This is a genomic window from Nocardioides sp. (assembly GCF_047606145.1).
In the GTDB taxonomy this organism is placed as follows: Bacteria; Actinomycetota; Actinomycetes; order Propionibacteriales; family Nocardioidaceae; genus Nocardioides.
Genome location: NZ_JASGET010000088.1, coordinates 1 through 19,297, shown reverse-complemented (window position 1 = coordinate 19,297; position 19,297 = coordinate 1). Strand labels below are relative to the sequence as shown.

Genomic DNA, 19,297 nt, shown 5'->3' with positions numbered 1-19,297 from the left:
CGGGTGAGTCTAGAGGGAGCCGCTCTCCTACCCTGAGATGCATGGCCACTCTGGTGCTCGCCTCCCAGTCCCCCGCGCGACTCGCGACCCTGCGCGCCGCCGGCGTCGACCCGACGGTGATCGTCAGCGGGGTGGACGAGGACCAGTTGACCGGACTGCCGCCGGCGGAGCTGGCACTCCGACTGGCCGAGCTCAAGTGCGCCGCCGTCGCCGGACGGGACGACCTGCCGGCCGACGCGGTCGTGCTGGGCTGCGACAGCGTGCTCTCCCTGGACGGCCAGGCGCTCGGCAAGCCGGGCACCGCGGCACAGGCCACCCGCCGCTGGACGCAGATGAGCGGGCGCAGCGGCGTACTGGTCACCGGGCACGCGCTGCACGACGTCGCCACCGGTGCGACCCTCTCCCGAACCGCCGCCACCACCGTCCACTTCGCCGAGGTCGACGAGGCCGAGATCGCGGCGTACGTCGCCACCGGCGAACCGCTCCACGTCGCCGGCGCCTTCACCGTCGACGGCCTGGGTGGAGCCTTCGTCCGCGGCATCGAGGGCGACCACCACAACGTGGTCGGGGTCAGCCTGCCGCTGCTCCGACTACTGCTCGCCGATCTCGGCCACTCCTGGCCGTCGTTCTGGCGCTGAGACGGTGTCCTCCGCGCTGTCCTCCGCGACGTCCTCCCCGGCCTCGTCGACGGCGCCGTACACCTCGGTGTACCGGATCGGACGCCGGAAGACGAACTGGCGGAACAGATAGAACCGGCCCACCTGGGAGAGCAGGATGCCGATCACGTTCGCGGCGATGTTGTCCGAGATCGGGTCGGAGTTGCCCAGCCAGTTCCGGTTGAGCCACAGACAGGCGACCGGGATCGTCATGGTCGCCACGTTGATGACCACGTAGGCCGTGAAGCCGCCGTCGGGGTGGTCCGAGACGCGATGCCGGAACGTCCAGCGCCGGCTCAGGTCGTAGCTGATCAGCATGCCGACGGTGTTGGCCAACACGTAGTCGAGGATCGGGTGCCCCGGCATGATCGCCGGTACGCCGAGGCCGTGGGCCAGCAAGTTGAAGAGGACGAAGGCGACGGCGGTGGAGATCCCGCCGACTGCCATGAACCGGCCTACCTCACCGGCGAGTCGTCCCATGGCTTCACCCTAAGCGACCGCTGTTTCGCCTTCGTTGAGCCCGCCTGCTCGCTGGTCCGACCAATGGCTGGTCCGACCAATGAACGGCGGCATCGACCTGCCTATCGCCGAGCGAGACCTGGGGGCGGCGATCGGATCCGCTACTCCACCGGCAGCCCGAGCCCACGCGCGATGAGCATCCGCTGCACCTCCGAGGTGCCCTCGCCGATCTCCAGGATCTTGGCGTCCCGATAGAATCGCGCCACCGGGTACTCCTCCATGAATCCGTAGCCGCCGAAGATCTGGGTGGCGATCCGGGTCGCGCTCACCGCCGACTCGGTGGCGTGCAGCTTGGCGATCGCCGCGGCCTGCTTGAACTGCGCCGCGGGAGCGCCGGCGTCCTTCATCGCGGCCGCCTGGTAGGTGAGCAGCCGCGCCGAGCGCACCATCACCTCCAGGTCGGCCAACTGGAAGGCCACCCCCTGCTTGCGGCCGATCGGACCGCCGAAGGTCTGTCGCTGCCCGGCGTAGTCGAGCGACATCTCCAGACACGCCTGGATGCAGCCGACCGCCAGCGCCGCGATCGCGACCCGGCCGTCATCGAGGGTGGCGAGGAACTGGGCAAGGCCGCGGCCGCGCTCGCCGAGCAGATTGCCGGCCGGCACCCGGGCATCGACGAAGGTCAGCGGGTGGGTGTCCGAGGCATGCCAGCCGAGCTTGTCGTAGGCGGGCTCGGCGACGAAGCCGGGGGTGTCGGCGGGCACCATGATCGCGCTGATCTCGGCCCGGCCGTCGGCGCGGGTGCCGGTGCGAGCGGTCGCGGTGACCACCGAGGTGAGCGCGGAGCCGGAGTTGGTGATGAACTGCTTGGCACCGTTGAGCACCCACTCCTCGCCGTCGAGCTCGGCCCGGGTCCTGGTGGCGCCGGCGTCCGAGCCCGCCCCTGGCTCGGTGAGGCCGAAGCCGGCCAGCCGTCGTCCGGCGACCAGGTCCGGCAGCCACCGCTCCTTCTGCTCGGTGCTGCCGAAGGTGAGGATCGGATTGATGCCGAGCCCCACCCCTGCCTCCAGGGTGATGCCCATCGACTGGTCCACCCGGCCGAGCTCCTCGATCGCGACACACAGGCTGGTGAAGTCCCCGCCCGCACCGCCGTACTCCTCCGGGGCGGTCAGGCCGAAGAGCCCGAGCTCCCCCATCCGGCGTACGACCTCGACCGGGAAGCGGTGCTCGCGGTCCCACTGGGCCGCGAGCGGCGCGATCTCGGCCTCGGCGAAGTCCCGCACCACCCGGCGGAACTCCTCGTGCTCACGAGAGAGTTCGTAGCTCATGGGCACGAGGTTAGCGTTCATTAACCTGTGGGTGGGAGTCCCGGGCCGGAATCGCCGGTGAACCGGTGAAACTGCCACTTCCTGCGGGTTGCAACCCGCAGGAAGTGGCAGTTTCACGCAGGGAGTACGGCGCCCCGGTCGACTCAGCTCGCCAGTCCAACGGTGTCGGCGAGCAGCTCGAGCTGATAGCCGAAGAGCGCCGCCGGGTCGCCGAAGGACTCCGGGCCGTACTGCCCGAAGACCTCGAAGCTGAGACAGCCGAACAGGGCCGCCCAGGCCAAGACCCCACGAGCCAGCACCTGGTCGGGCAGATCGACGCCGAACTCGTCGCGCACCCCGGCGAAGGCGCCGGCCAACGAGGACGGCACCACCGGCTGCTCGGCCACCCGCATCGCACCGGCGGCATAGGCCTGCGACCAGACCTCCAGCAGCGCCCGGATCACCCGGGTGCCCGGCTCCGTGGTCCGCTCCGCCGGGGCGTGATAGCCCGGCACCGGACTGCCGAAGAGCAGCGCATAGGTGGCCGGCTCGCGCAGCGCCCAGGCACGCACGCCGGTTCCGATCGCGATCAGCCGACCGCGGAAGTCGTCGGTGTCCACCTCGGCGGTGGCGCCGGCGACCGCATCGGCCAGTTCGTCGTACCCGTCGATGACGAGCAGGGTGAGCAGCTCGTCGCGGCTGGCCACATAGCGATAGACCGCCGAGGAGACCACCCCGAGCTCGCGGGCGATCGCGCGCAGCGACAGCGCGGCCGCGCCGTCGGTGGCCAGGTGCGTGCGGCCGATCCGGACGATGTCGGCCATCGTGCGCTCGCGGGCTCGCTGTCGCGGGGTGGTCGCCATCGTCCGATCCTGGCAAATGAGAGCAAAGAACGCAAATGTGAGCACCGCTCTTGCTTTTCCGGTCCGACGATGCCATGCTGAATTTCGAGAGCACTGCTCTCGTCAATCCACCCAAGGAGTCCCCATGAGTCACCTCGTCATCGGCGCCGGGCCTGTCGGCGCCACCATCGCCACCCAACTGGCCGACGCCGGCCACCACGTCCGGATCCTCACCCGATCGGGCGGCGGCCCGACCCATCCGCTGGTCGAGCGGCGCTCCGGTAGCGCCGCCGACCCGGTCACGCTCGCCGAGGCCGTCGACGGCGTCTCGGCGGTCTTCGACTGCATGCACCCCAGCCGGTACGACGCCGCGGCCTGGCGCGCCGAACTGCCCGCCGCCGAGCAGGCCGTGCTCGCGGCGGCCGGCCGGGTCGGTGCGGTCGTCGTCTTCCCCGAGAGCCTCTACGCCTACGGCCGGGTCAGCGGACCGATCACCGAGGACACCCCGCGCGACGCCGACTTCGGCAAGCCCGGCGTGCGCACCGCACTGCTCGCCGCGCGCGCGGCCTCGACCACCGCGACGGTGAGCGTCGCCGCCTCCGACTTCTACGGGCCGCGGGTGCGCAACGCTCACGCCGGCGAGCGGATGCTGGCCGCCGCGCTCGCCGGCCGCCGGCTGCAGGTGCTCGGCGACCCCGATGCACCGCACTCGTGGACCTACGTCCCCGACCTCGCCGCGGCGATGATCCTCGCCGCCGGCGAGGAGGGGTGCTGGGGCAGCGTGCTGCACGCCCCGACCGCCGAGCCGGTCAGCCAGCGCCGACTCGCCCAGGCGTACGCCGACGCCGCCGGCGCCCCGCCGGCACGAGTCAGCGCCATCCCGGGGTGGGCGTTGCGTGCGATCGGCGTACTCCATCGCCCCACCCGGGAGCTGGCCGAGATGAGCTTCCAGTTCGCCGCCCCCTTCGTCCTCGACTCGACCGCGTCGCAGGCCCGGCTCGGACTCGCACCGACCTCGCTGGAGGACGGTGTGCGCGCGACGGTCGCCTGGTGGCAGCAGGCGCACGCCTGATGGACCGTCATCCGCCGGCAACGCGATCTCGGTAGCCTTCGGCCCATGTTCACCAAGGTGTTGGTGGCCAACCGGGGCGAGATCGCGATCCGAGCGTTCCGGGCGGCCTATGAGTTGGGCGCGAAGACCGTCGCGGTGTTTCCCTACGAGGACCGCGGGTCGGAGCATCGTCTGAAGGCCGACGAGGCCTACCAGATCGGCGAGGAGGGTCATCCCGTCCGCGCCTATCTGGATCCGCACGCGATCGTCGAGGTCGCGCTGCGCGCGGGCGCGGACGCGATCTATCCGGGCTATGGCTTCCTGTCGGAGAACCCGGCGCTGGCCGAGGCCTGTGCGGAGGCCGGGATCACCTTCGTCGGGCCTAGCGCCGACGTGCTGGAGCTGACCGGGAACAAGGCGCGAGCGATCGCGGCGGCCAAGGCGGCCGGCGTACCCACGCTCGCCAGCGTCGACCCCTCCACCGACGTCGACGCACTCCTCGAGGCGGCCGCGGCGTTGCCGTACCCGCTCTTCGTCAAGGCGGTCGCCGGCGGCGGCGGCCGCGGGATGCGTCGGGTCGACGAGCCCGGCGCCGGCGGTGCCCAGCTGCGTGAGGCGATCCTGACCTGCATGCGCGAGGCCGAGGCCGCCTTCGGCGACGCCACCGTGTTCATCGAGCAGGCCGTGGTCGAGCCGCGCCATGTCGAGGTGCAGATCCTCGCCGACGGCAGCGGTCACGTGATCCATCTCTTCGAGCGGGACTGCTCGGTCCAGCGGCGCCACCAGAAGGTCGTCGAGATCGCGCCGGCCCCCAACCTCGACCCGGACCTGCGGGAGCGGATGTGTGCCGACGCGGTGCGGTTCGCCCGGGCGATCGGCTACTCGTGCGCCGGCACGGTGGAGTTCCTGCTCGACCCGCAGGGCAACTACGTCTTCATCGAGATGAACCCCCGCATCCAGGTCGAGCACACCGTGACCGAGGAGGTCACCGACGTCGACCTGGTGCAGTCCCAGATGCGGATCGCCTCGGGTGAGACGCTGGCCGACCTGGGCCTGTCCCAGGAGAGCGTGCAGTTGCGCGGCGCGGCGATGCAGTGCCGGATCACCACCGAGGACCCGGCCAACGGGTTCCGCCCGGACACCGGGATGATCACCACCTACCGCTCGCCGGGCGGCGCCGGGGTGCGCGTGGACGGCGGCACCACCTACTCCGGTGCCGAGGTCAGCCCGCACTTCGACTCGATGCTGGCCAAGCTGACGTGTCGCGGCCGCACCCATGCCGAGGCGGTACGCCGGGCGCGGCGTGCGGTGGCCGAGTTCCGGATCCGCGGCGTCTCCACGAACATCCCCTTCCTGCAGGCGCTGCTCGACGACCCCGACTTCATCGCCGGCCGGATCACCACCAGCTTCATCGAGACCCACCCGGGGCTGCTGACCGCACGCGCCTCCGGCGACCGCGGCACCAAGCTGCTGACCTATCTGGCCGACGTGACGGTCAACCAGCCGCACGGTGCCGCGCCGGTGAGCGTCGATCCGGCCAGCAAGCTGCCGGCGCTCGACCCGGCCGCACCGATCCCGGACGGCTCCCGCCAGCTGTTGCGCGAGCTGGGCCCCGACGGGTTCGCCGCGGCGCTGCGGGCCCAGCACGAGGTGGCGGTCACCGACACCACCTTCCGCGATGCGCACCAGTCGCTGCTGGCGACCCGGGTGCGCACCACCGACCTGCTCGCGGTGGCCGGCCACATGGCTCGGCTGACGCCGCAGCTGTGGTCGCTGGAGGCCTGGGGCGGCGCCACCTACGATGTGGCGCTGCGGTTCCTCTCCGAGGACCCGTGGGAGCGCCTGGCCGCGTTGCGCGAGGCGGTGCCCAACATCAACCTGCAGATGCTGCTGCGGGGTCGCAACACGGTCGGCTACACGCCGTACCCGACCAAGGTGACCGATGCCTTCGTCGCCGAGGCCGCGGCGACCGGGATCGACGTGTTCCGGATCTTCGACGCGCTCAACGACGTCGACCAGATGCGGCCCGCCATCGAGGCGGTCCGCGCCACCGGCAACACGGTGGCCGAGGTGGCGCTGTGCTACACCGGCGACCTCTCCGACCCGGGCGAGAGCCTCTACACCCTCGACTACTACCTGCGGCTGGCCGAGCAGATCGTCCGGGCCGGTGCGCACGTGCTGGCGATCAAGGACATGGCCGGACTGCTGCGGGCGCCGGCCGCGCGGAGGCTGGTCACGGCGCTGCGCGAGCGGTTCGATCTGCCGGTCCACCTGCACACCCACGACACTCCGGGCGGGCAGCTGGCCACCCTGACCGCGGCGATCGACGCCGGCGTGGACGCGGTCGACGCCGCCTGTGCGGCGATGGCCGGGACGACCTCGCAGCCGCCGCTCTCCTCGCTGGTCGCGGCCACCGACTTCTCCGCCCGCACCACCGAGCTCTCGCTCGCGGCGGTCAACGCGGTCGAGCCGTACTGGGAGGCGGTCCGCCGGCTCTACGCACCGTTCGAGTCCGGGCTCCCGGCTCCGACCGGACGGGTCTACCGCCACGAGATCCCCGGCGGCCAGCTCTCCAACCTGCGCCAGCAGACCATCGCGCTCGGGCTCGGCGAGAAGTTCGAGCAGATCGAGGACATGTACGCCGCCGCCAACGACATCCTCGGCCGTGTCCCGAAGGTGACCCCGTCCTCGAAGGTGATCGGCGACCTCGCGCTCTCCCTGGTCGCCGCCGGCGCGGACCCGGCCGCGTTCGCCGCCGACCCGGCGTCGTACGACGTGCCGGCGTCGGTGATCGGGTTCCTGCACGGCGAGCTCGGCGACCCTCCGGGCGGTTGGCCCGAGCCGTTCCGCTCCAGGGCCATCGAGGGACGGGCCTGGACCGCGCCGGAGGAGACCCTCGCCGCCGACGACGAGGCGGCGCTGGAGAGCGAGTCGGCCGAGGTCCGCCGCGAGACACTGAACCGGCTGCTGTTCCCCGGCCCGACCCGGGAGTTCACCGAGGCCCGCTCGAAGTGGGGCGACGTCTCGGTGCTCTCCACCCTCGACTACCTCTATGGGCTGCAGTTCGGCAAGGAGCACAGCGTCCCACTGGACGCCGGGAAGACGATCCTCCTCGGCGTCCAGGCCATCGGCGAGCCCGACGAGCGCGGCTACCGGACCGTGATGGCCACCATCAACGGCCAGATGCGACCCATCGCCGTGCGCGACCGCTCCGTCTCCGCCGAGGTCGCCGCCGCCGAGAAGGCCGACCCGAACACCCCCGGCCAGGTCGCCGCCCCGTTCCAGGGCGTGGTGACCGTGATCGTCGGGGCGGGCGACAAGGTGGCCGCCGGCGACACCATCGCCACCATCGAGGCGATGAAGATGGAGGCGGCCATCACCGCCCCCGTCGGTGGCAGCGTCGCCCGGGTCGCCATCGGCGGCACCCAGTCGGTCGAGGGCGGAGACCTGATCCTGGTGCTGGAGTAGGCCCTGGGTTGCCGGCTGCCGGCTGCCTGTTCGTCTAGGTATGCAGCCGAGCGGGCACTTCCCCCGCGGAACTCCACCGGGGAAGTGCCCGTTGCCCTGCATACCTAGACGAACCGGCGCGCGGGGCGCCGCGGGCGCCACAGGCAGCGCGGGGCGCCGCTCCTCAGCCGGTCTTGAGGCTGAACCAGGTCGAGGAGAGCCCCGCCCAGGACCGGAAGGCGTCACCGGAGACCTGGTAGGTCCGGTCCTGGCCCTCGACGGTGACCACCTTGACGTAGCGGCCGCCGGTGCCCGAGACGCGCTTGGTGACCTTGACCGAGAGGATCTTGCCGGCCGAGGGCCACCGCGCCCGGATCTGCTTGACGGTGACCTTCTTCGTCCAGGTCAGGCTCGGGTCGCCGGAGGCCTTGGCGTCGTACGGGTCGCGCTTGGAGACCAGATAGGGAACGCTGCCGGCCAGCATGTATCCGCCGTTGGAGGCGCTGAACTGGGTGAAGGCGACCGAGCCGCCGTAGGTGAGGATCTTCCCCGAGGTCGCCTTGACCGCGGCGGTGGTGGTCGAGGCCTCCCCGCCGGCTCCGTCGTAGGCCTGGTCCCGGGTGTCGTCGTAGACGTCGAACCAGCCGTGCGCATCGTGCACCCGCTGGTAGACGGCGTAGCTGCGGGCGGCCACCGCCTGTGCCTTGAGAGCCGCCGCCTTCCACGACGAGTACACCTCCGCCGGTACGACGCCGGCCAGGTAGTTGTCGAGGGAGACGACGTTGACCGTCTTGCGCGCCTTGCTGCCCGACCTCGGCGCGACCGAGCGGAGCGTGCCACGGTAGCTGGCGCTCTTGCCGTGCGGCAGCAGCAGCGTCATCGCCGCGCCGCCGGCGGTGAACCCGACGGTCCCCGTCGCGGTCGCCTGCCGGTGCCAGGAGCTGGTCTTGTACTCCAGCGCGTCCCGGGTGGCGGAGACCGGCACGATCCGCCACCGGGTCGCGTTGGGATGCAGGTGAGCGAGCTTCCAGGTCCGCCCGGACGCGGCGCGCGCCCGCAGCCCGCTGCGGGCGGACACCAGCACGTCACGGGTGGTGTCGTCGCCGATCAGCACCCGGAGGTTCCCGCTCGCCGTACCCCACCTGGTGCCGGGATAGTAGAAGGAGAGGATCTGGCGGTAGCTCTTGCCCTTCTTCGCCGCGCCCTGCGCACCCCACTGCGCCATGCCGTGGCCGTGGCCGTTGCCGTGACCGGTGATGGTGATCTTGGTGCTGTTCGGCAGCGGGTCCGCCTCCTTGCCGCAGGCCACGCCGGCCGTGGCCACCAGCGCACCGGTGGTCAGCGCGGCGGCGAGACGGGCACAGAGCAGCGAGAGGGGTTGGCGCACGCCACGACCGTACCCGGCCCGAGGCATCGGCTCACTCCACGGTGTGCAGTCGGCGCGCCGCCTCGGCGACCGACCCGCTCATCGACGGGTAGACGGTGAACGCCGCGGCGAGCTGGTCGGCGGTGAGACCGGCCGAGACGGCCAGCGAGATCGGGTGGATCAGCTCACTGGCCCGCGGCCCGACGACCACTCCCCCGATGAGCGTGCCCGAGCCGCGGCGCGCGAAGAGCTTCACGAACCCGTCACGGACGCCCTGCATCTTGGCCCGAGGGTTGCCCGACAGGTCGAGGCGTACGACGTCGGCGGCGACCTCGCCACCGTCGATCTGCGCCTGGGTGAGGCCCACGGTGGCGATCTCCGGGCTGGTGAAGACGTTGGAGCTGACCAGCCGGAGATTGAGCGGGCTGACCGCGTCGCCGAGGAAGTGCCGCATCGCGATCCGGCCCGCCATCGCGGCGACCGAGGCGAGCATGAATCCGCCGGTGCAGTCGCCGGCCGCGTAGACGCCGGTCGCGGTCGTCCGCGAGACCCGGTCGGTGGTGATGAAGCCGCCGTCGTCGAGCGAGACGCCGGCCTCGGCCAGTCCGAGGCCCTCGGTGTTCGGGACCGAGCCGAGCGCCAGGATGCAGTGCGAGCCGGTCACCGTGCGGCCGTCGGTGAGGGTGACGGTGACGGTGTCCCCATCCCGGGTCACCGACGCCATCCGGCTGCGGCCGAGCACGTTCATGCCACGACGGGTGAGCACGTCCTCGAGTACGGCGGCGGCGTCCGCGTCCTCGCCCGGCAGCACCCGGTCGCGACTGGACACGAGGGTCACCGGGACGCCGAGGGAGAGGTAGGCGCTGGCGAACTCGGCGCCGGTGACGCCGGAGCCGACCACGATCAGCTCACTCGGCGCCTCGGTGAGGTCGTAGACCTGCTCCCAGGTGAGGATGCGCTCGCCGTCCGGCCGGGCGCTGGCCAGGGTGCGCGGGCGGGCACCGGTGGCCACCAGCACCGCGTCGGCGGCCAGCTCCTCGGCCTCGCCGTCGGGGGCGGTGGCGATCACCCGGCCGGGGCCGGCCAGGCGTCCGGTGCCCTTGACCAGTCGGATCCCGCGACGCTCGAAGCGGCCCTCGATGTCGGCCGACTGAGCGGCGGCCAGCGCCTTGACCCGGCCGTTGACCCGGGCCAGGTCGACCCGGACCGTGGTCGCGGCATCGCCGCCGGCGTCCTCGAAGGCCACCCCGAGCTCGGGTGCCGCCGCCATCTCGATCATCACGTCCGAGGTGGCGATCAGGGTCTTGCTCGGCACGCAGTCGGTCAGCACCGCCGACCCGCCGAGCCCGTCCCGGTCGACCACCACCACCTCGGCGCCCAGCTGGTGGGCCTCCAGCGCCGCCTCGTAGCCGCCCGGTCCGCCGCCGATGATCACCGCACGCGCCATGGCGCTCATTGTTGCAGCGAGCGCGGTCTCAGCGGGATTCGGGCGGGACCCGGGCCGGCTGGGGCGGCCGGGCGGGCTCAGCGACGTACGACGACGGTGGCGCTGCCGGTGGACCGCGTCACACTCGCCGAGCCGGAGTAGACCACCCGGACCTTCTTCTTCCCGCTCCCGCGGGCCCGGAACGTCACCGTCGCGACTCCCTTGACCAGCCGCCTGGTCACCGGCGTGCTCCCCGGCCGGGTGATCCGGACCGTGCCGGTGGCGGTGAGCCCGGTCGCGCCGACCCGGATCCTGACCCGGACCCTCGCGCCACGATGGACCCGCTTCGGCGCGGCCGTGACCCGCACCCGGGAGGCCGCCTTGGCGACCTTCGCGGTGTACGCCGAGTCGGCGACCGCCGACTCCCCGCCGGTCGAGGTCGCGGTGACCCGCACCGCGATCCTGCGGCCCACGTCGGCGGCCCGGAGGGTGTAGCGCGCCGCGGTCGCCGACCCGATCGGCCTACCGTCCCGGAGCCACCGGAAGGAGTAGCTCAGGCCGCCGTCGCTCCGCCATGTCCCGTGGCCGACCCGCAGGGTCCGTCCGGCGATCGCAGCGCCGGTGATCCTCGGGGCGGTGGTGTTCGACGGCGCAGACGCGGTGTCCGTCGCCGGCGTGCAGACCGAGGTCAGGTGCTCGCTCAGCTCGGTGTCGGTCGAGGTGGTGACCAGATGGCAGCCCGCGCCGAGGTCGTCGACGGTGAGGTAGCCGTCCTCGGGCGTCACCGTGCGGGCGGCTCCGTCGACGTAGACGGTGGTCGCCTCGGTGGCGCTGGTCGGCACGCTGACCGTGGCGGTGGTGTTGCCCGGGATCGAGGCGACCACCCGCAGCGCGTCGTCGCTGCCGTGGTCGAAGCCGGTGCCCACCTCACCCCGCACGGTCGGCGTACTGATGTGGGCCCAGTCCAGGTCGCCCGGCTGGGGCTTGATCGAGACGGTCTCGTATCCGGCCGTCTCCGGCTGGATCCCGAAGAGTCCCGAGGGCACGTTGAACGCCGGCGAGGCGGCCCACGGGTGCGAGTAGGTCAGGTTGGACTTCAGCGAGGAGTCCCAGGCCTCCGCGGTCGCACCGGCGCCGTCGGCGATCATGTTCATCCAGCTGCTGGTGCCCTCCGCGGTCAGCGCGTCCAGGGCGGCCTGACCGTCGTCGCCGGAGTAGAGGCCCTCGATCAGGAAGGCGGCGCAGTACACGCTGCAGGTCAGGCCGTCGCTGCCGAGCCCTCGGCTGGCGACGTAGTCGGCGACCTTGCTGGCGGTCTCAGCGGTGGGCACCCCGAAGGCGAGCGCGAACGCGCTGGCGTGCACCGACTCGTGGCCGGAGAGAGTGTGGTCGGCGGTCATCCCGTCGTCGTACGCCCCGGTGTCGGAGTCGTAGAGGTAGGAGTTGATGGCCGTGCGCATGGTCGTCGCCTGGTCGGCGTACGTCGTCGCGTCGCCGTCCTCACCGATCGCGCGGGCCATCTCGGACATGTCCTGCAGCGCGCGGTAGGTCAGCGAGTTGACCACCGTGTTGTAGGGCTCGAAGACGTAGCCGTCGCGCTCGCTGGTCGGCCAGTCGACGATGTCGCAGTCGGTGCTGGAGCTGCAGCCGTTCGACCCCGAGGTCTTCTCGATCAGGCCGGTCTCGGTGTCGAGCCACGTGCTGGTGGGCAGCTTGGACTGCAGGTCGGTGTAGTAGTCGGCCACCTGCTCGGTGTTCCCGGTCTGCTCCCAGGCGTCGTGGACGGCGAGGATCACATAGACCGGCCACTCGGTGGGCCAGGTGCGGTTGGACTTGAAGTAGTTCATCGAGTAGCGGCCCAGCGACAGGTCGTCCATCAGGTAGAGCGAGCTCATCAGCTGGAGGTAGGCGTCCGCCTCGTAGTCGGTGCGCTCGCGCTCGTAGGAGTCGGTGTAGAAGTTCTGGTTCGTCGCCTCGATGGTGTTCTTCGCCAGCGCATAGACCTGGTTGAGGTCGTCGTCGGAGGAGTCGAAGGTGGAGGCGTCCTCGTCGAACGGGTAGATCAGCGCCTCGGCCTCGAGGTTGTCCGCGGTGACGGCCTCGGGCGCACCGACGATCTCGACGTAGCGGAAGGTCCGCATGCCGAAGGTGTCGACGTGCGAAGCGCCGTCGGCGAGGGTGTAGGTGTCCAGATAGGTGTTGCCCGCGTTGGTCTGGTACTTCACGGTGCCGTCGTCGTTGAGCACCTGTCCGTAGCGGAGCTGCACCTGGGAGCCGGCGGTGCCGTCGGTGATGTCGTAGCTGGTGCCGCCCAGCCAGGTGCGGCCGAAGTCGACGACGTAGTCGCCGTCGGCGATCTCGGTGATCGACGCGGCCTTCTCGCTCTGTTCGGTGACCTTGCCCATCGGGGCGGCCTCGAGATCCTCGAACGCGTCCTGTTCGACGGCGGCCGGCCAGCCGGAATCGTCGTACCCGGGCTCGTCGAAGCCGTCGGGGTAGGCGCGCGCGTCGGTGTTCTCCCTGGGCGCGGTGAAGTAGCCGGTGCCGTAGCTGCCCGGGCTGCGGTAGACCGACGAGCCTGCCTGCGCGCGCCAGTCCGATCCGGTGCCGACGACCTGGGTGGTGCCGTCGGTGTAGGCGATCACCACCATCGCGAGGAACCGAGCGGTGGACGAGGTCGAGTGCGCGATCGCGGAGACCGTGCTGGTCTTCCCGGGGGCGAGCAGGTCGGTGATGTCGAAGCCGTCGTACCTGGTCTCCTCGCCGGTCGGCGCGGTCGGGCCGAGCCCGACGAAGGTGCCGTCGACGGAGAGCTTGTAGACGTACTGCTTGGAGGACTTCCACGCGTCCGCGGTGGCGTAGGCGCTGGCCCAGGCGATCGGCTTGTCCTCGACGTCGATGTCCTTGCGGAAGAACGCCCAGTCGTTGGTCAGGCCGGTGGCCAGGCAGTCCGAGGAGATCGGGATGCTGAGTACACCGTCGGCGACGGTCCCGCAGCCGAACACGTTGGTGTCGGAGAAGTCGCTGCTCAGCAGCGTCTCGTCGGAGTCGTCGGAGTCGTCGGGGACCACGCTGAGGTCGTCGAGGGTGCCGGTCTCGGTGCGCCCGGTGCGTACGCCGACGATGCCGGAGGAGAAGGTGTCGTCGGTGCGCTGATCGACCTGGATCCCGTCGATGGAGGTGGTGATGATGTCCCCGTCGACGTCGATGGCGATGGTGACCTGCTGGCCGATGGCCAGGGTGCCGTCCGGCAGGGTGACGGCGTCGCCGAGGGTCGTGTAGGTCCCGCCCACCTTCACGTGCGGCACCAACTGGTTGTCGGCGCCGCGGAACTGCCACATGTAGCCGTTGTTCGCGTCCGGAGAGCGGAACCGGATGCCGACCGCGACGGCCGTGACGGTCAGCTTGGCGGTGAGGGTGTAGTCGGTCCACAACTCGGTGGGCGACTGGCTCCAGATCGGGGTGGCGTCCCAGCTGCTGCCCGGGCCGGTGCCGAACCAGGTCACCGACGACCAGTCGGAGGCGGTGCCGTCCTCGTCCCAGACGCGCACCGACCAGTAGTAGCGCTGCGAGGTCGCCAGCTTCGAGCCGGCGTAGGCGATCTGACCCTGCTCGGCGGAGGCGATCTCTCCGGAGTCCCACACGTCACCCTCGTGCGCCGCGGCCTTCGCCGCCGTCGAGGAGACGACGATGCGGTAGGCGCTCTGAGCGGCGATGTCCGGTGCGTGCCAGGCGAAGGTCGGGGTGTCGTCCTCGAGGTCCGCCGGCGTGGTCAGCCCGTCGGTGCTCAGCCCGGTCGGGCCGTCGATGCTGGTCGCGGCGGTCGAGAGCGTGGCAGTCGAGACCACGGCGGCCGCAGGGATGGCGGCGTACGTCGACCCGCTGGCGAGCCCGGTCGAGACCAGGCAGGCTCCGGTCAGCAGTGTCGCGAGGCACAGTCGGGCGCGTTTCATGGAGTCCTCACCTCTCGACGGTCGGCTGTGGCACTCACCACACCGGTCGCCGAGGTTAGTGAAACGCTTCAATGGCTGGCAATGCCCTGGCCGGATCCGGCCAGGGCAGGCGTCCCCCGCGCGGCGACGGGCACTCCTCGGCCGCGGCAGCCGGAGCCTCCGTCCGCAGGTGCTCTGGGACACGATCGCCACCGCGATTCCGGAGGACATCGCGAGGGTCGAGGACCTTCTTCGTCGCCGGTGGAGATCGCCGCCGCTACGGTCATGAGCACCAGGAACCCTCTCGGGAAGGAAAGACGATGAGCCCGATGGCCACGCGCAGGTCGCCGACGAACCGGGGATGGCGGGCGCTGGTGATGCTCGCCGGCATGCTCATGGCGGCCACCCTGCTCTGCTCGTGTGGCTCCGGCACCCGGAGCGAGCAGCACGCCTACTTCATGCCGAGCTCCAGCATGGAGCCGACCATCCCCCAGGGATCGACGCTCATCGCGACCGTCGTCCACCACTACCAGGGCCACCGGGGCGACATCGTGGTCTTCGACGCTCCCACTGACTGGCTCACCGACAGTGCTGGAGGCGGTCGCCTCGTCAAGCGAGTCATCGGCGTCGGCGGCGACACCGTCGGGTGCTGCGACGCCCGCGGCCGGATCGAGATCAACGGGAAGGGGATCGACGAGCCCTACATCGGCGTCGGCAGCGCCTCGTGCAACGGACCAATGGCTCAAGACGACGGCATCGTCCGCGGCGGGTGCCGCGGCTGGTCGGCCGACGTCCCCGACGGACGCCTGTTCCTCATGGGCGACAACCGCGGCGACTCCGTCGACTCCTCCTACCACCTTTGCTCAGCCGGGAGGCAGAAGGCCGCCAAGACGAACCCCGCCGTCGAGAAGAAGTGCCTCAACGCCTTCGTCCCGGCCGACGATGTCGTGGGAACGGTCGCACTGTAGTTGCGGCGGTCCGCCGGCCCAACGGGCTCTACAGGTTGATCATGTGCCCGGCGATGCCCTCGATGGCCTCCTTCATCGCCTCCGAGAGGGTCGGGTGGGCGAAGACGTTGCGGGCGACCTCGTCGGCGGTCAGGTCCCACTGCTGGGCGAGGGTGAGCGCAGGCAGCAGCTCGGTGACCTCGGGGCCGATCATGTGCGCGCCGAGGAGCTCGTTGTGCTCGGCGTCGGCGACGATCTTGACGAAGCCGACCCCCTCGGCCATGCCACGGGCCTTGCCGTTGGCCGAGAACGGGAAGGATGCCGTCTTGACGTCGTACCCCTTCTCCCGCGCCTGCGCCTCGGAGTAGCCGAACGAGGCGATCTGCGGCTGGCAGAAGGTCGCCCGCGGGATCATGTCGAAGTTGATCTCCATGGTCTCCGCGCCGGCGATGGTCTCGGCGGCCACGACGCCCATCGCCTCGGCGGTGTGGGCGAGCATCAGCTTGCCGGTGCAGTCGCCGATGGCGTAGACGTTCGGCACGTTGGTGCGGCCGCGCGCGTCGACGGCGATCGCCTTGCGCTCGGTCAGCTGGACGCCGATGTTCTCCAGGCCGTAGCCCTCCACCCGCGGCGCGAAGCCGAAGGCGGCCAGGAACTTGTCGGCCTCGATGACCGTCTCCTCACCGCCCGCGGCCGGAGCCACCGTCACGCGGACCCCGGAGCCGGTGTCCTCGACACCCTTGACGGCGGTGGAGAGCAGCACGTTGACGCCGAGCTTCTTGTACTGCTTGGCCAGCTCCTTGGAGACGTCGGCATCCTCGGTCGGCACCATCCGGTCGAGGAACTCCACGATGGTGACGTCCACGCCGAAGTTCTTCAGCACGTAGGCGAACTCGACGCCGATGGCGCCGGAGCCGCCGATCACGATCGAGCCGGGCAGGTCGGCGTCGAGGATCTGCTCCTCGTAGGTGACGATGTTCTGCCCGTTCGGTACGACGCCCGGCACGCTGCGCACCGTCGCGCCGGTGCCGATGATGAGGTGGTCGAAGGTGTGCTGGCTCGTCGTACCGTCGGCGGCCTTGACGTCGATCGAGGTGGCGCCGGTCAGCGTGCCCCAGCCGTTGACCTCGGTGATCTTGTTTTTCTTCATCAGGTAGTGCACGCCCTTGGCGCTCGCCTCGGCCACGCCGCGACTGCGCTGGTGGGTGGTGGCGAAGTCCATGGTCGCGTCACCGGAGATGCCGAAGGTGGCCTTCTCGTGGGTGATGATGTGCGCGATCTCGGCGTTGCGCAGCAGCGCCTTGGACGGGATGCAGCCGACGTTGAGGCAGACGCCGCCCCAGTACTTCTCCTCCACCACGGCGACGGACTTGCCGAGCTGGGAGGCACGGATGGCGGCGACGTAGCCACCGGGGCCGGCGCCGAGGACGAGGACATCGAAGTGGGTCACGCAGCAAAGCCTAGACTGCGGCGACCGCCCGTCGGGTGTCGCCTCGGCCACGGTGATGCGCACCTCCGGCGCGGCCCGACGACAGGTCCGGCACGGGTCCGGCCGATAGCCTGAGCCGGTGACGCCGTACGCCGCCTACGGGACCAACCTCGACCCCCACCTGATGGGTCGCCGGTGTCCCCACTCCCCCTTGCGGGCCACCGGGTGGCTGACCGGCTGGCGGCTGACCTTCGGCGGCGAGGAGCTGGGCTGGGACGGCGCGCTGGCGACCCTGGTGCAGGAGCGGGACCAGCAGGTCTTCGTGGCGATCTACGATCTCAGCCCGCTCGACGAGCGCAACCTCGACGAGTGGGAGGTGGCGCGCGCCGACGGCAACGGGCTGTACCGCAAGACCAAGGTCCGGGTGCACACCCTCGCCGGGGACGTGGTCGCGTGGACCTACGTCCTGGACGCCTATGAGGGTGGCCTGCCCTCGGCGCACTATCTGGGCGCGCTGTCGGCCGCGGCGGAGGTTGCCGGCGCTCCCGACGACTACGTGCACGCCCTGCGGTCGCGGCCGTGCCGCGGAGGCGGCCTGTGACCCGCGGGCGGCGGCCCAAGCAGGGCGAGCCGGTCATCGACCGTGCGCTGCGACTGCTGGAGTGCTTCGAGACCGACCATCGCCGGCTCACCCTCGGCGATCTGAGCCAGCGCAGCGGCATCCCGCTCAGCTCCGCCTACCGGCTCGCCGAGCGGCTGATCGCCTGGGGCGCGCTCGAGCGCGACGAGGAGGGGCGGTACGCGGTCGGCCTGCGGCTCTACGAGGTCGCCTCGCTGGCTCCGCGCGGCCTCGGCCTGCGCGAGCGCGCGCTGCCCTACATGGGCGACCTGGCCGAGGCCACCCGGCAGCACGTGCTGCTCGCGGTCCGCGACGGGGAGGAGGCGCTGCTGGTCGAGCGGCTCTCGGGCCATCGGGCGATGCCGGTGCTCTACCGCGTCGGCGGGCGACTGCCGTTGCACTCCACCGGGGTCGGACTGGTGCTGCTGGCCTTCGCCGAGCACGGCTTCCGCGAGGCCTACCTGGCCCGCCGCCACGTCCACGAGCCGGAGCACGCCCCGGTCTCGGCGGCCGAGTTGCGCCACACCATCGCCGAGGTTCGCCGCGAGCGCCTCTCGGTGCTGCGCCGGACCGTGCCCGAGCCGCTCGTCTCGGTGGCCGGGCCGGTCTTCGGCGCGGACGACACCATCGTCGCCGCGCTCTCCGTGCTGGTGCCCGAGGGCGACGACGATGCCCGTCGGCTCGGTCCCCCGCTGATGATGGCCACTCGGGCCATCTCGAGGGCGCTCGGGGCACGGCGCGCGATCGGGCTGACCTGATCCCCCGCCCGGGTCACCGTCGCTTCCAACCAATGGAAGCACGGATGGTAGAGACGGGCATCACACGCGATCATCGGCTCATGACCTTCGAGTACCTCTCCGCACCCGACGGCCGCCCCGCGTGGGAGGGCCTGCTGCCCGGTCGGCCCGAGCCGTTCTTCCTCACCGACGGCGAGGGCGAGCACGCCAAGCTGTTCGGCGACCACTTCTCGGTGATGCTCAGCGGGGACGAGACCCAGAACCAGTTCGGCATGTTCGTGGCGACCACGCCCAAGGGCGAGATCATCCCGGCGCACAACCACGACGGCACGCACGAGACCTTCTACGTGCTGGAGGGCAAGGTGCGGGTCTTCGTCGAGCTCGAGGACGGCGAGAAGATCTCCCGGCTGCTGCTGCCGGGCGACTTCGGCTACGTGCCGGCCGGCTACACCCATGCCTATCGGGTCGAGGAGTCGGGCCGGATGCTCGGTGCGGTCAGCGGCGGCTTCGAGCGGTTCTTCCAGCACATGGGCACCCTCACCGACCGGATCGACCCGGACAGCCCGCCATACATCCCCTCGTTCGAGAAGATGGGGAAGGCGGCCCAGAGGCACCAGATGACGTTCCTGCCCGAGACCCGGTGGCCCGATGCCTGAACCCGCTCGACCCGCGGGACCAGCACTTCCTCCGCCACCGAGCGCGGCACCGGTCCCGGCGCCGTACGAGCTCGACGGCCTCCGGGTGATCCCCGGGATCCCGTACGGCGACCTGGCCGGCGCCCGACCGCTGGAGCTCGACCTCTATCTACCGGTGGCCGATCGGGCCGTGCCGGTGGTGGTGTTCTGCCACGGCGGCGGATGGCGAGTCGGCCGCCGCGGGTCGGCCGGGCCGATGTTCCGCGCGCCGGAGCCGTTCGCGACCCTCGCCGCCGCCGGGATCGCGGTCGCCAGCATCGACTACCGGCTCTCCGGCGAGGCCGGGTGGCCGGCCCAGCTCGACGATGCCGTCGCCGCCGTCGACTGGCTGCGGCGCCGGGGCGCGGAGGTCGGCGTCGACCCGGGGCGTCTCGGCGTCTGGGG

At 71.3% G+C, this 19,297-nt stretch carries 15 protein-coding genes; 8 read left to right on the top strand and 7 right to left on the bottom strand.

All coding sequences use genetic code 11. From position 1 onward, the window contains the following. Positions 1 to 41: 41 nt before the first annotated feature. Complete coding sequence (locus tag QM638_RS10695) at positions 42 to 638, top strand: Maf family protein (RefSeq protein ID WP_415141959.1); 597 nt, start codon at positions 42 to 44, stop codon at positions 636 to 638. Here QM638_RS10695 and QM638_RS10690 read toward each other — a convergent pair. The 3 genes from QM638_RS10690 to QM638_RS10680 form a co-directional block, all read right to left on the bottom strand. Continuing rightward, on the bottom strand, positions 591 to 1,136 hold the full coding sequence (locus QM638_RS10690; RefSeq protein WP_415141958.1) for a GtrA family protein: 546 nt from the start codon (positions 1,134 to 1,136) through the stop codon (positions 591 to 593). The two genes, QM638_RS10695 and QM638_RS10690, sit on opposite strands and share 48 nt — an antisense overlap. Positions 1,137 to 1,276: 140 nt before the next feature. After that, positions 1,277 to 2,443: an acyl-CoA dehydrogenase family protein gene (locus tag QM638_RS10685; protein ID WP_415141957.1), complete on the bottom strand. Its 1,167-nt coding sequence runs from the start codon at positions 2,441 to 2,443 to the stop codon at positions 1,277 to 1,279. Positions 2,444 to 2,586: 143 nt separating this feature from the next. Then, entirely contained in the window at positions 2,587 to 3,285 is a 699-nt protein-coding gene (locus QM638_RS10680; protein ID WP_415141956.1) for a TetR/AcrR family transcriptional regulator, read from the bottom strand. A 124-nt stretch (positions 3,286 to 3,409) separates the two neighbouring features. Here QM638_RS10680 and QM638_RS10675 point away from each other — a divergent pair, with 124 nt between their 5' ends. Both QM638_RS10675 and QM638_RS10670 read left to right on the top strand, forming a co-directional pair. After that, entirely contained in the window at positions 3,410 to 4,336 is a 927-nt protein-coding gene (locus tag QM638_RS10675) for an NAD-dependent epimerase/dehydratase family protein (RefSeq protein WP_415141955.1), read from the top strand. A gap of 45 nt (positions 4,337 to 4,381) precedes the next feature. Next, the gene (locus QM638_RS10670; protein ID WP_415141954.1) at positions 4,382 to 7,783 is read left to right on the top strand and encodes a pyruvate carboxylase; all 3,402 of its coding nucleotides are present in this window, start codon (positions 4,382 to 4,384) and stop codon (positions 7,781 to 7,783) included. A 163-nt stretch (positions 7,784 to 7,946) separates the two neighbouring features. On the opposite strand, the gene QM638_RS10665 is transcribed toward QM638_RS10670, so the two are convergent. From QM638_RS10665 to QM638_RS10655, 3 genes are all read right to left on the bottom strand, one after another. Beyond that, positions 7,947 to 9,149, bottom strand: coding sequence for a SpoIID/LytB domain-containing protein (locus QM638_RS10665; RefSeq protein ID WP_415141953.1), 1,203 nt, complete (start codon positions 9,147 to 9,149; stop codon positions 7,947 to 7,949). A gap of 31 nt (positions 9,150 to 9,180) precedes the next feature. Next, the gene (locus QM638_RS10660) at positions 9,181 to 10,575 is read right to left on the bottom strand and encodes an NAD(P)H-quinone dehydrogenase (RefSeq protein ID WP_415141952.1); all 1,395 of its coding nucleotides are present in this window, start codon (positions 10,573 to 10,575) and stop codon (positions 9,181 to 9,183) included. A 77-nt stretch (positions 10,576 to 10,652) separates the two neighbouring features. Then, positions 10,653 to 14,507 (bottom strand): family 78 glycoside hydrolase catalytic domain, encoded by a 3,855-nt coding sequence (locus tag QM638_RS10655; protein WP_415141951.1) that lies wholly within the window; start codon positions 14,505 to 14,507, stop codon positions 10,653 to 10,655. A 299-nt stretch (positions 14,508 to 14,806) separates the two neighbouring features. Here QM638_RS10655 and lepB point away from each other — a divergent pair, with 299 nt between their 5' ends. Next, positions 14,807 to 15,454: a signal peptidase I gene (gene lepB, locus QM638_RS10650; RefSeq protein ID WP_415141950.1), complete on the top strand. Its 648-nt coding sequence runs from the start codon at positions 14,807 to 14,809 to the stop codon at positions 15,452 to 15,454. 28 nt (positions 15,455 to 15,482) lie between these two features. On the opposite strand, the gene lpdA is transcribed toward lepB, so the two are convergent. After that, positions 15,483 to 16,883 carry a dihydrolipoyl dehydrogenase gene (gene lpdA, locus QM638_RS10645; protein WP_415141949.1) on the bottom strand — a complete coding sequence of 467 codons (1,401 nt, stop codon included), beginning with the start codon at positions 16,881 to 16,883 and terminating at the stop codon, positions 15,483 to 15,485. Between the two features lie 118 nt (positions 16,884 to 17,001). Here lpdA and QM638_RS10640 point away from each other — a divergent pair, with 118 nt between their 5' ends. The 4 genes from QM638_RS10640 to QM638_RS10625 form a co-directional block, all read left to right on the top strand. Next, a complete protein-coding gene (locus tag QM638_RS10640; RefSeq protein ID WP_415141948.1) occupies positions 17,002 to 17,463 on the top strand; it encodes a gamma-glutamylcyclotransferase in 462 nt (153 codons plus the stop codon). Beyond that, on the top strand, positions 17,460 to 18,239 hold the full coding sequence (locus QM638_RS10635) for an IclR family transcriptional regulator (protein ID WP_415141947.1): 780 nt from the start codon (positions 17,460 to 17,462) through the stop codon (positions 18,237 to 18,239). The genes QM638_RS10640 and QM638_RS10635 overlap by 4 nt, the downstream gene beginning before the upstream one ends. Before the next feature lie 80 nt (positions 18,240 to 18,319). Beyond that, complete coding sequence (locus QM638_RS10630) at positions 18,320 to 18,874, top strand: quercetin 2,3-dioxygenase (protein ID WP_415141946.1); 555 nt, start codon at positions 18,320 to 18,322, stop codon at positions 18,872 to 18,874. After that, positions 18,867 to 19,297 (top strand): alpha/beta hydrolase fold domain-containing protein (locus tag QM638_RS10625; RefSeq protein ID WP_415141945.1); only part of this gene is annotated, 431 nt, incomplete at its 3' end. The genes QM638_RS10630 and QM638_RS10625, both read left to right, overlap by 8 nt.

Excerpts from the sequence above, each read along its gene's own strand:
- QM638_RS10695 (WP_415141959.1), top strand. The coding sequence starts at position 42 with ATGGCCACTCTGGTGCTCGCCTCCCAGTCCCCCGCGCGACTCGCGACC.
- QM638_RS10690 (WP_415141958.1), bottom strand. The coding sequence starts at position 1,136 with ATGGGACGACTCGCCGGTGAGGTAGGCCGGTTCATGGCAGTCGGCGGG.
- QM638_RS10685 (WP_415141957.1), bottom strand. The coding sequence starts at position 2,443 with ATGAGCTACGAACTCTCTCGTGAGCACGAGGAGTTCCGCCGGGTGGTG.
- QM638_RS10680 (WP_415141956.1), bottom strand. The coding sequence starts at position 3,285 with ATGGCGACCACCCCGCGACAGCGAGCCCGCGAGCGCACGATGGCCGAC.
- QM638_RS10675 (WP_415141955.1), top strand. The coding sequence starts at position 3,410 with ATGAGTCACCTCGTCATCGGCGCCGGGCCTGTCGGCGCCACCATCGCC.
- QM638_RS10670 (WP_415141954.1), top strand. The coding sequence starts at position 4,382 with ATGTTCACCAAGGTGTTGGTGGCCAACCGGGGCGAGATCGCGATCCGA.
- QM638_RS10660 (WP_415141952.1), bottom strand. The coding sequence starts at position 10,575 with ATGGCGCGTGCGGTGATCATCGGCGGCGGACCGGGCGGCTACGAGGCG.
- QM638_RS10655 (WP_415141951.1), bottom strand. The coding sequence starts at position 14,507 with ATGAAACGCGCCCGACTGTGCCTCGCGACACTGCTGACCGGAGCCTGC.
- lepB (WP_415141950.1), top strand. The coding sequence starts at position 14,807 with ATGAGCCCGATGGCCACGCGCAGGTCGCCGACGAACCGGGGATGGCGG.
- QM638_RS10630 (WP_415141946.1), top strand. The coding sequence starts at position 18,320 with ATGACCTTCGAGTACCTCTCCGCACCCGACGGCCGCCCCGCGTGGGAG.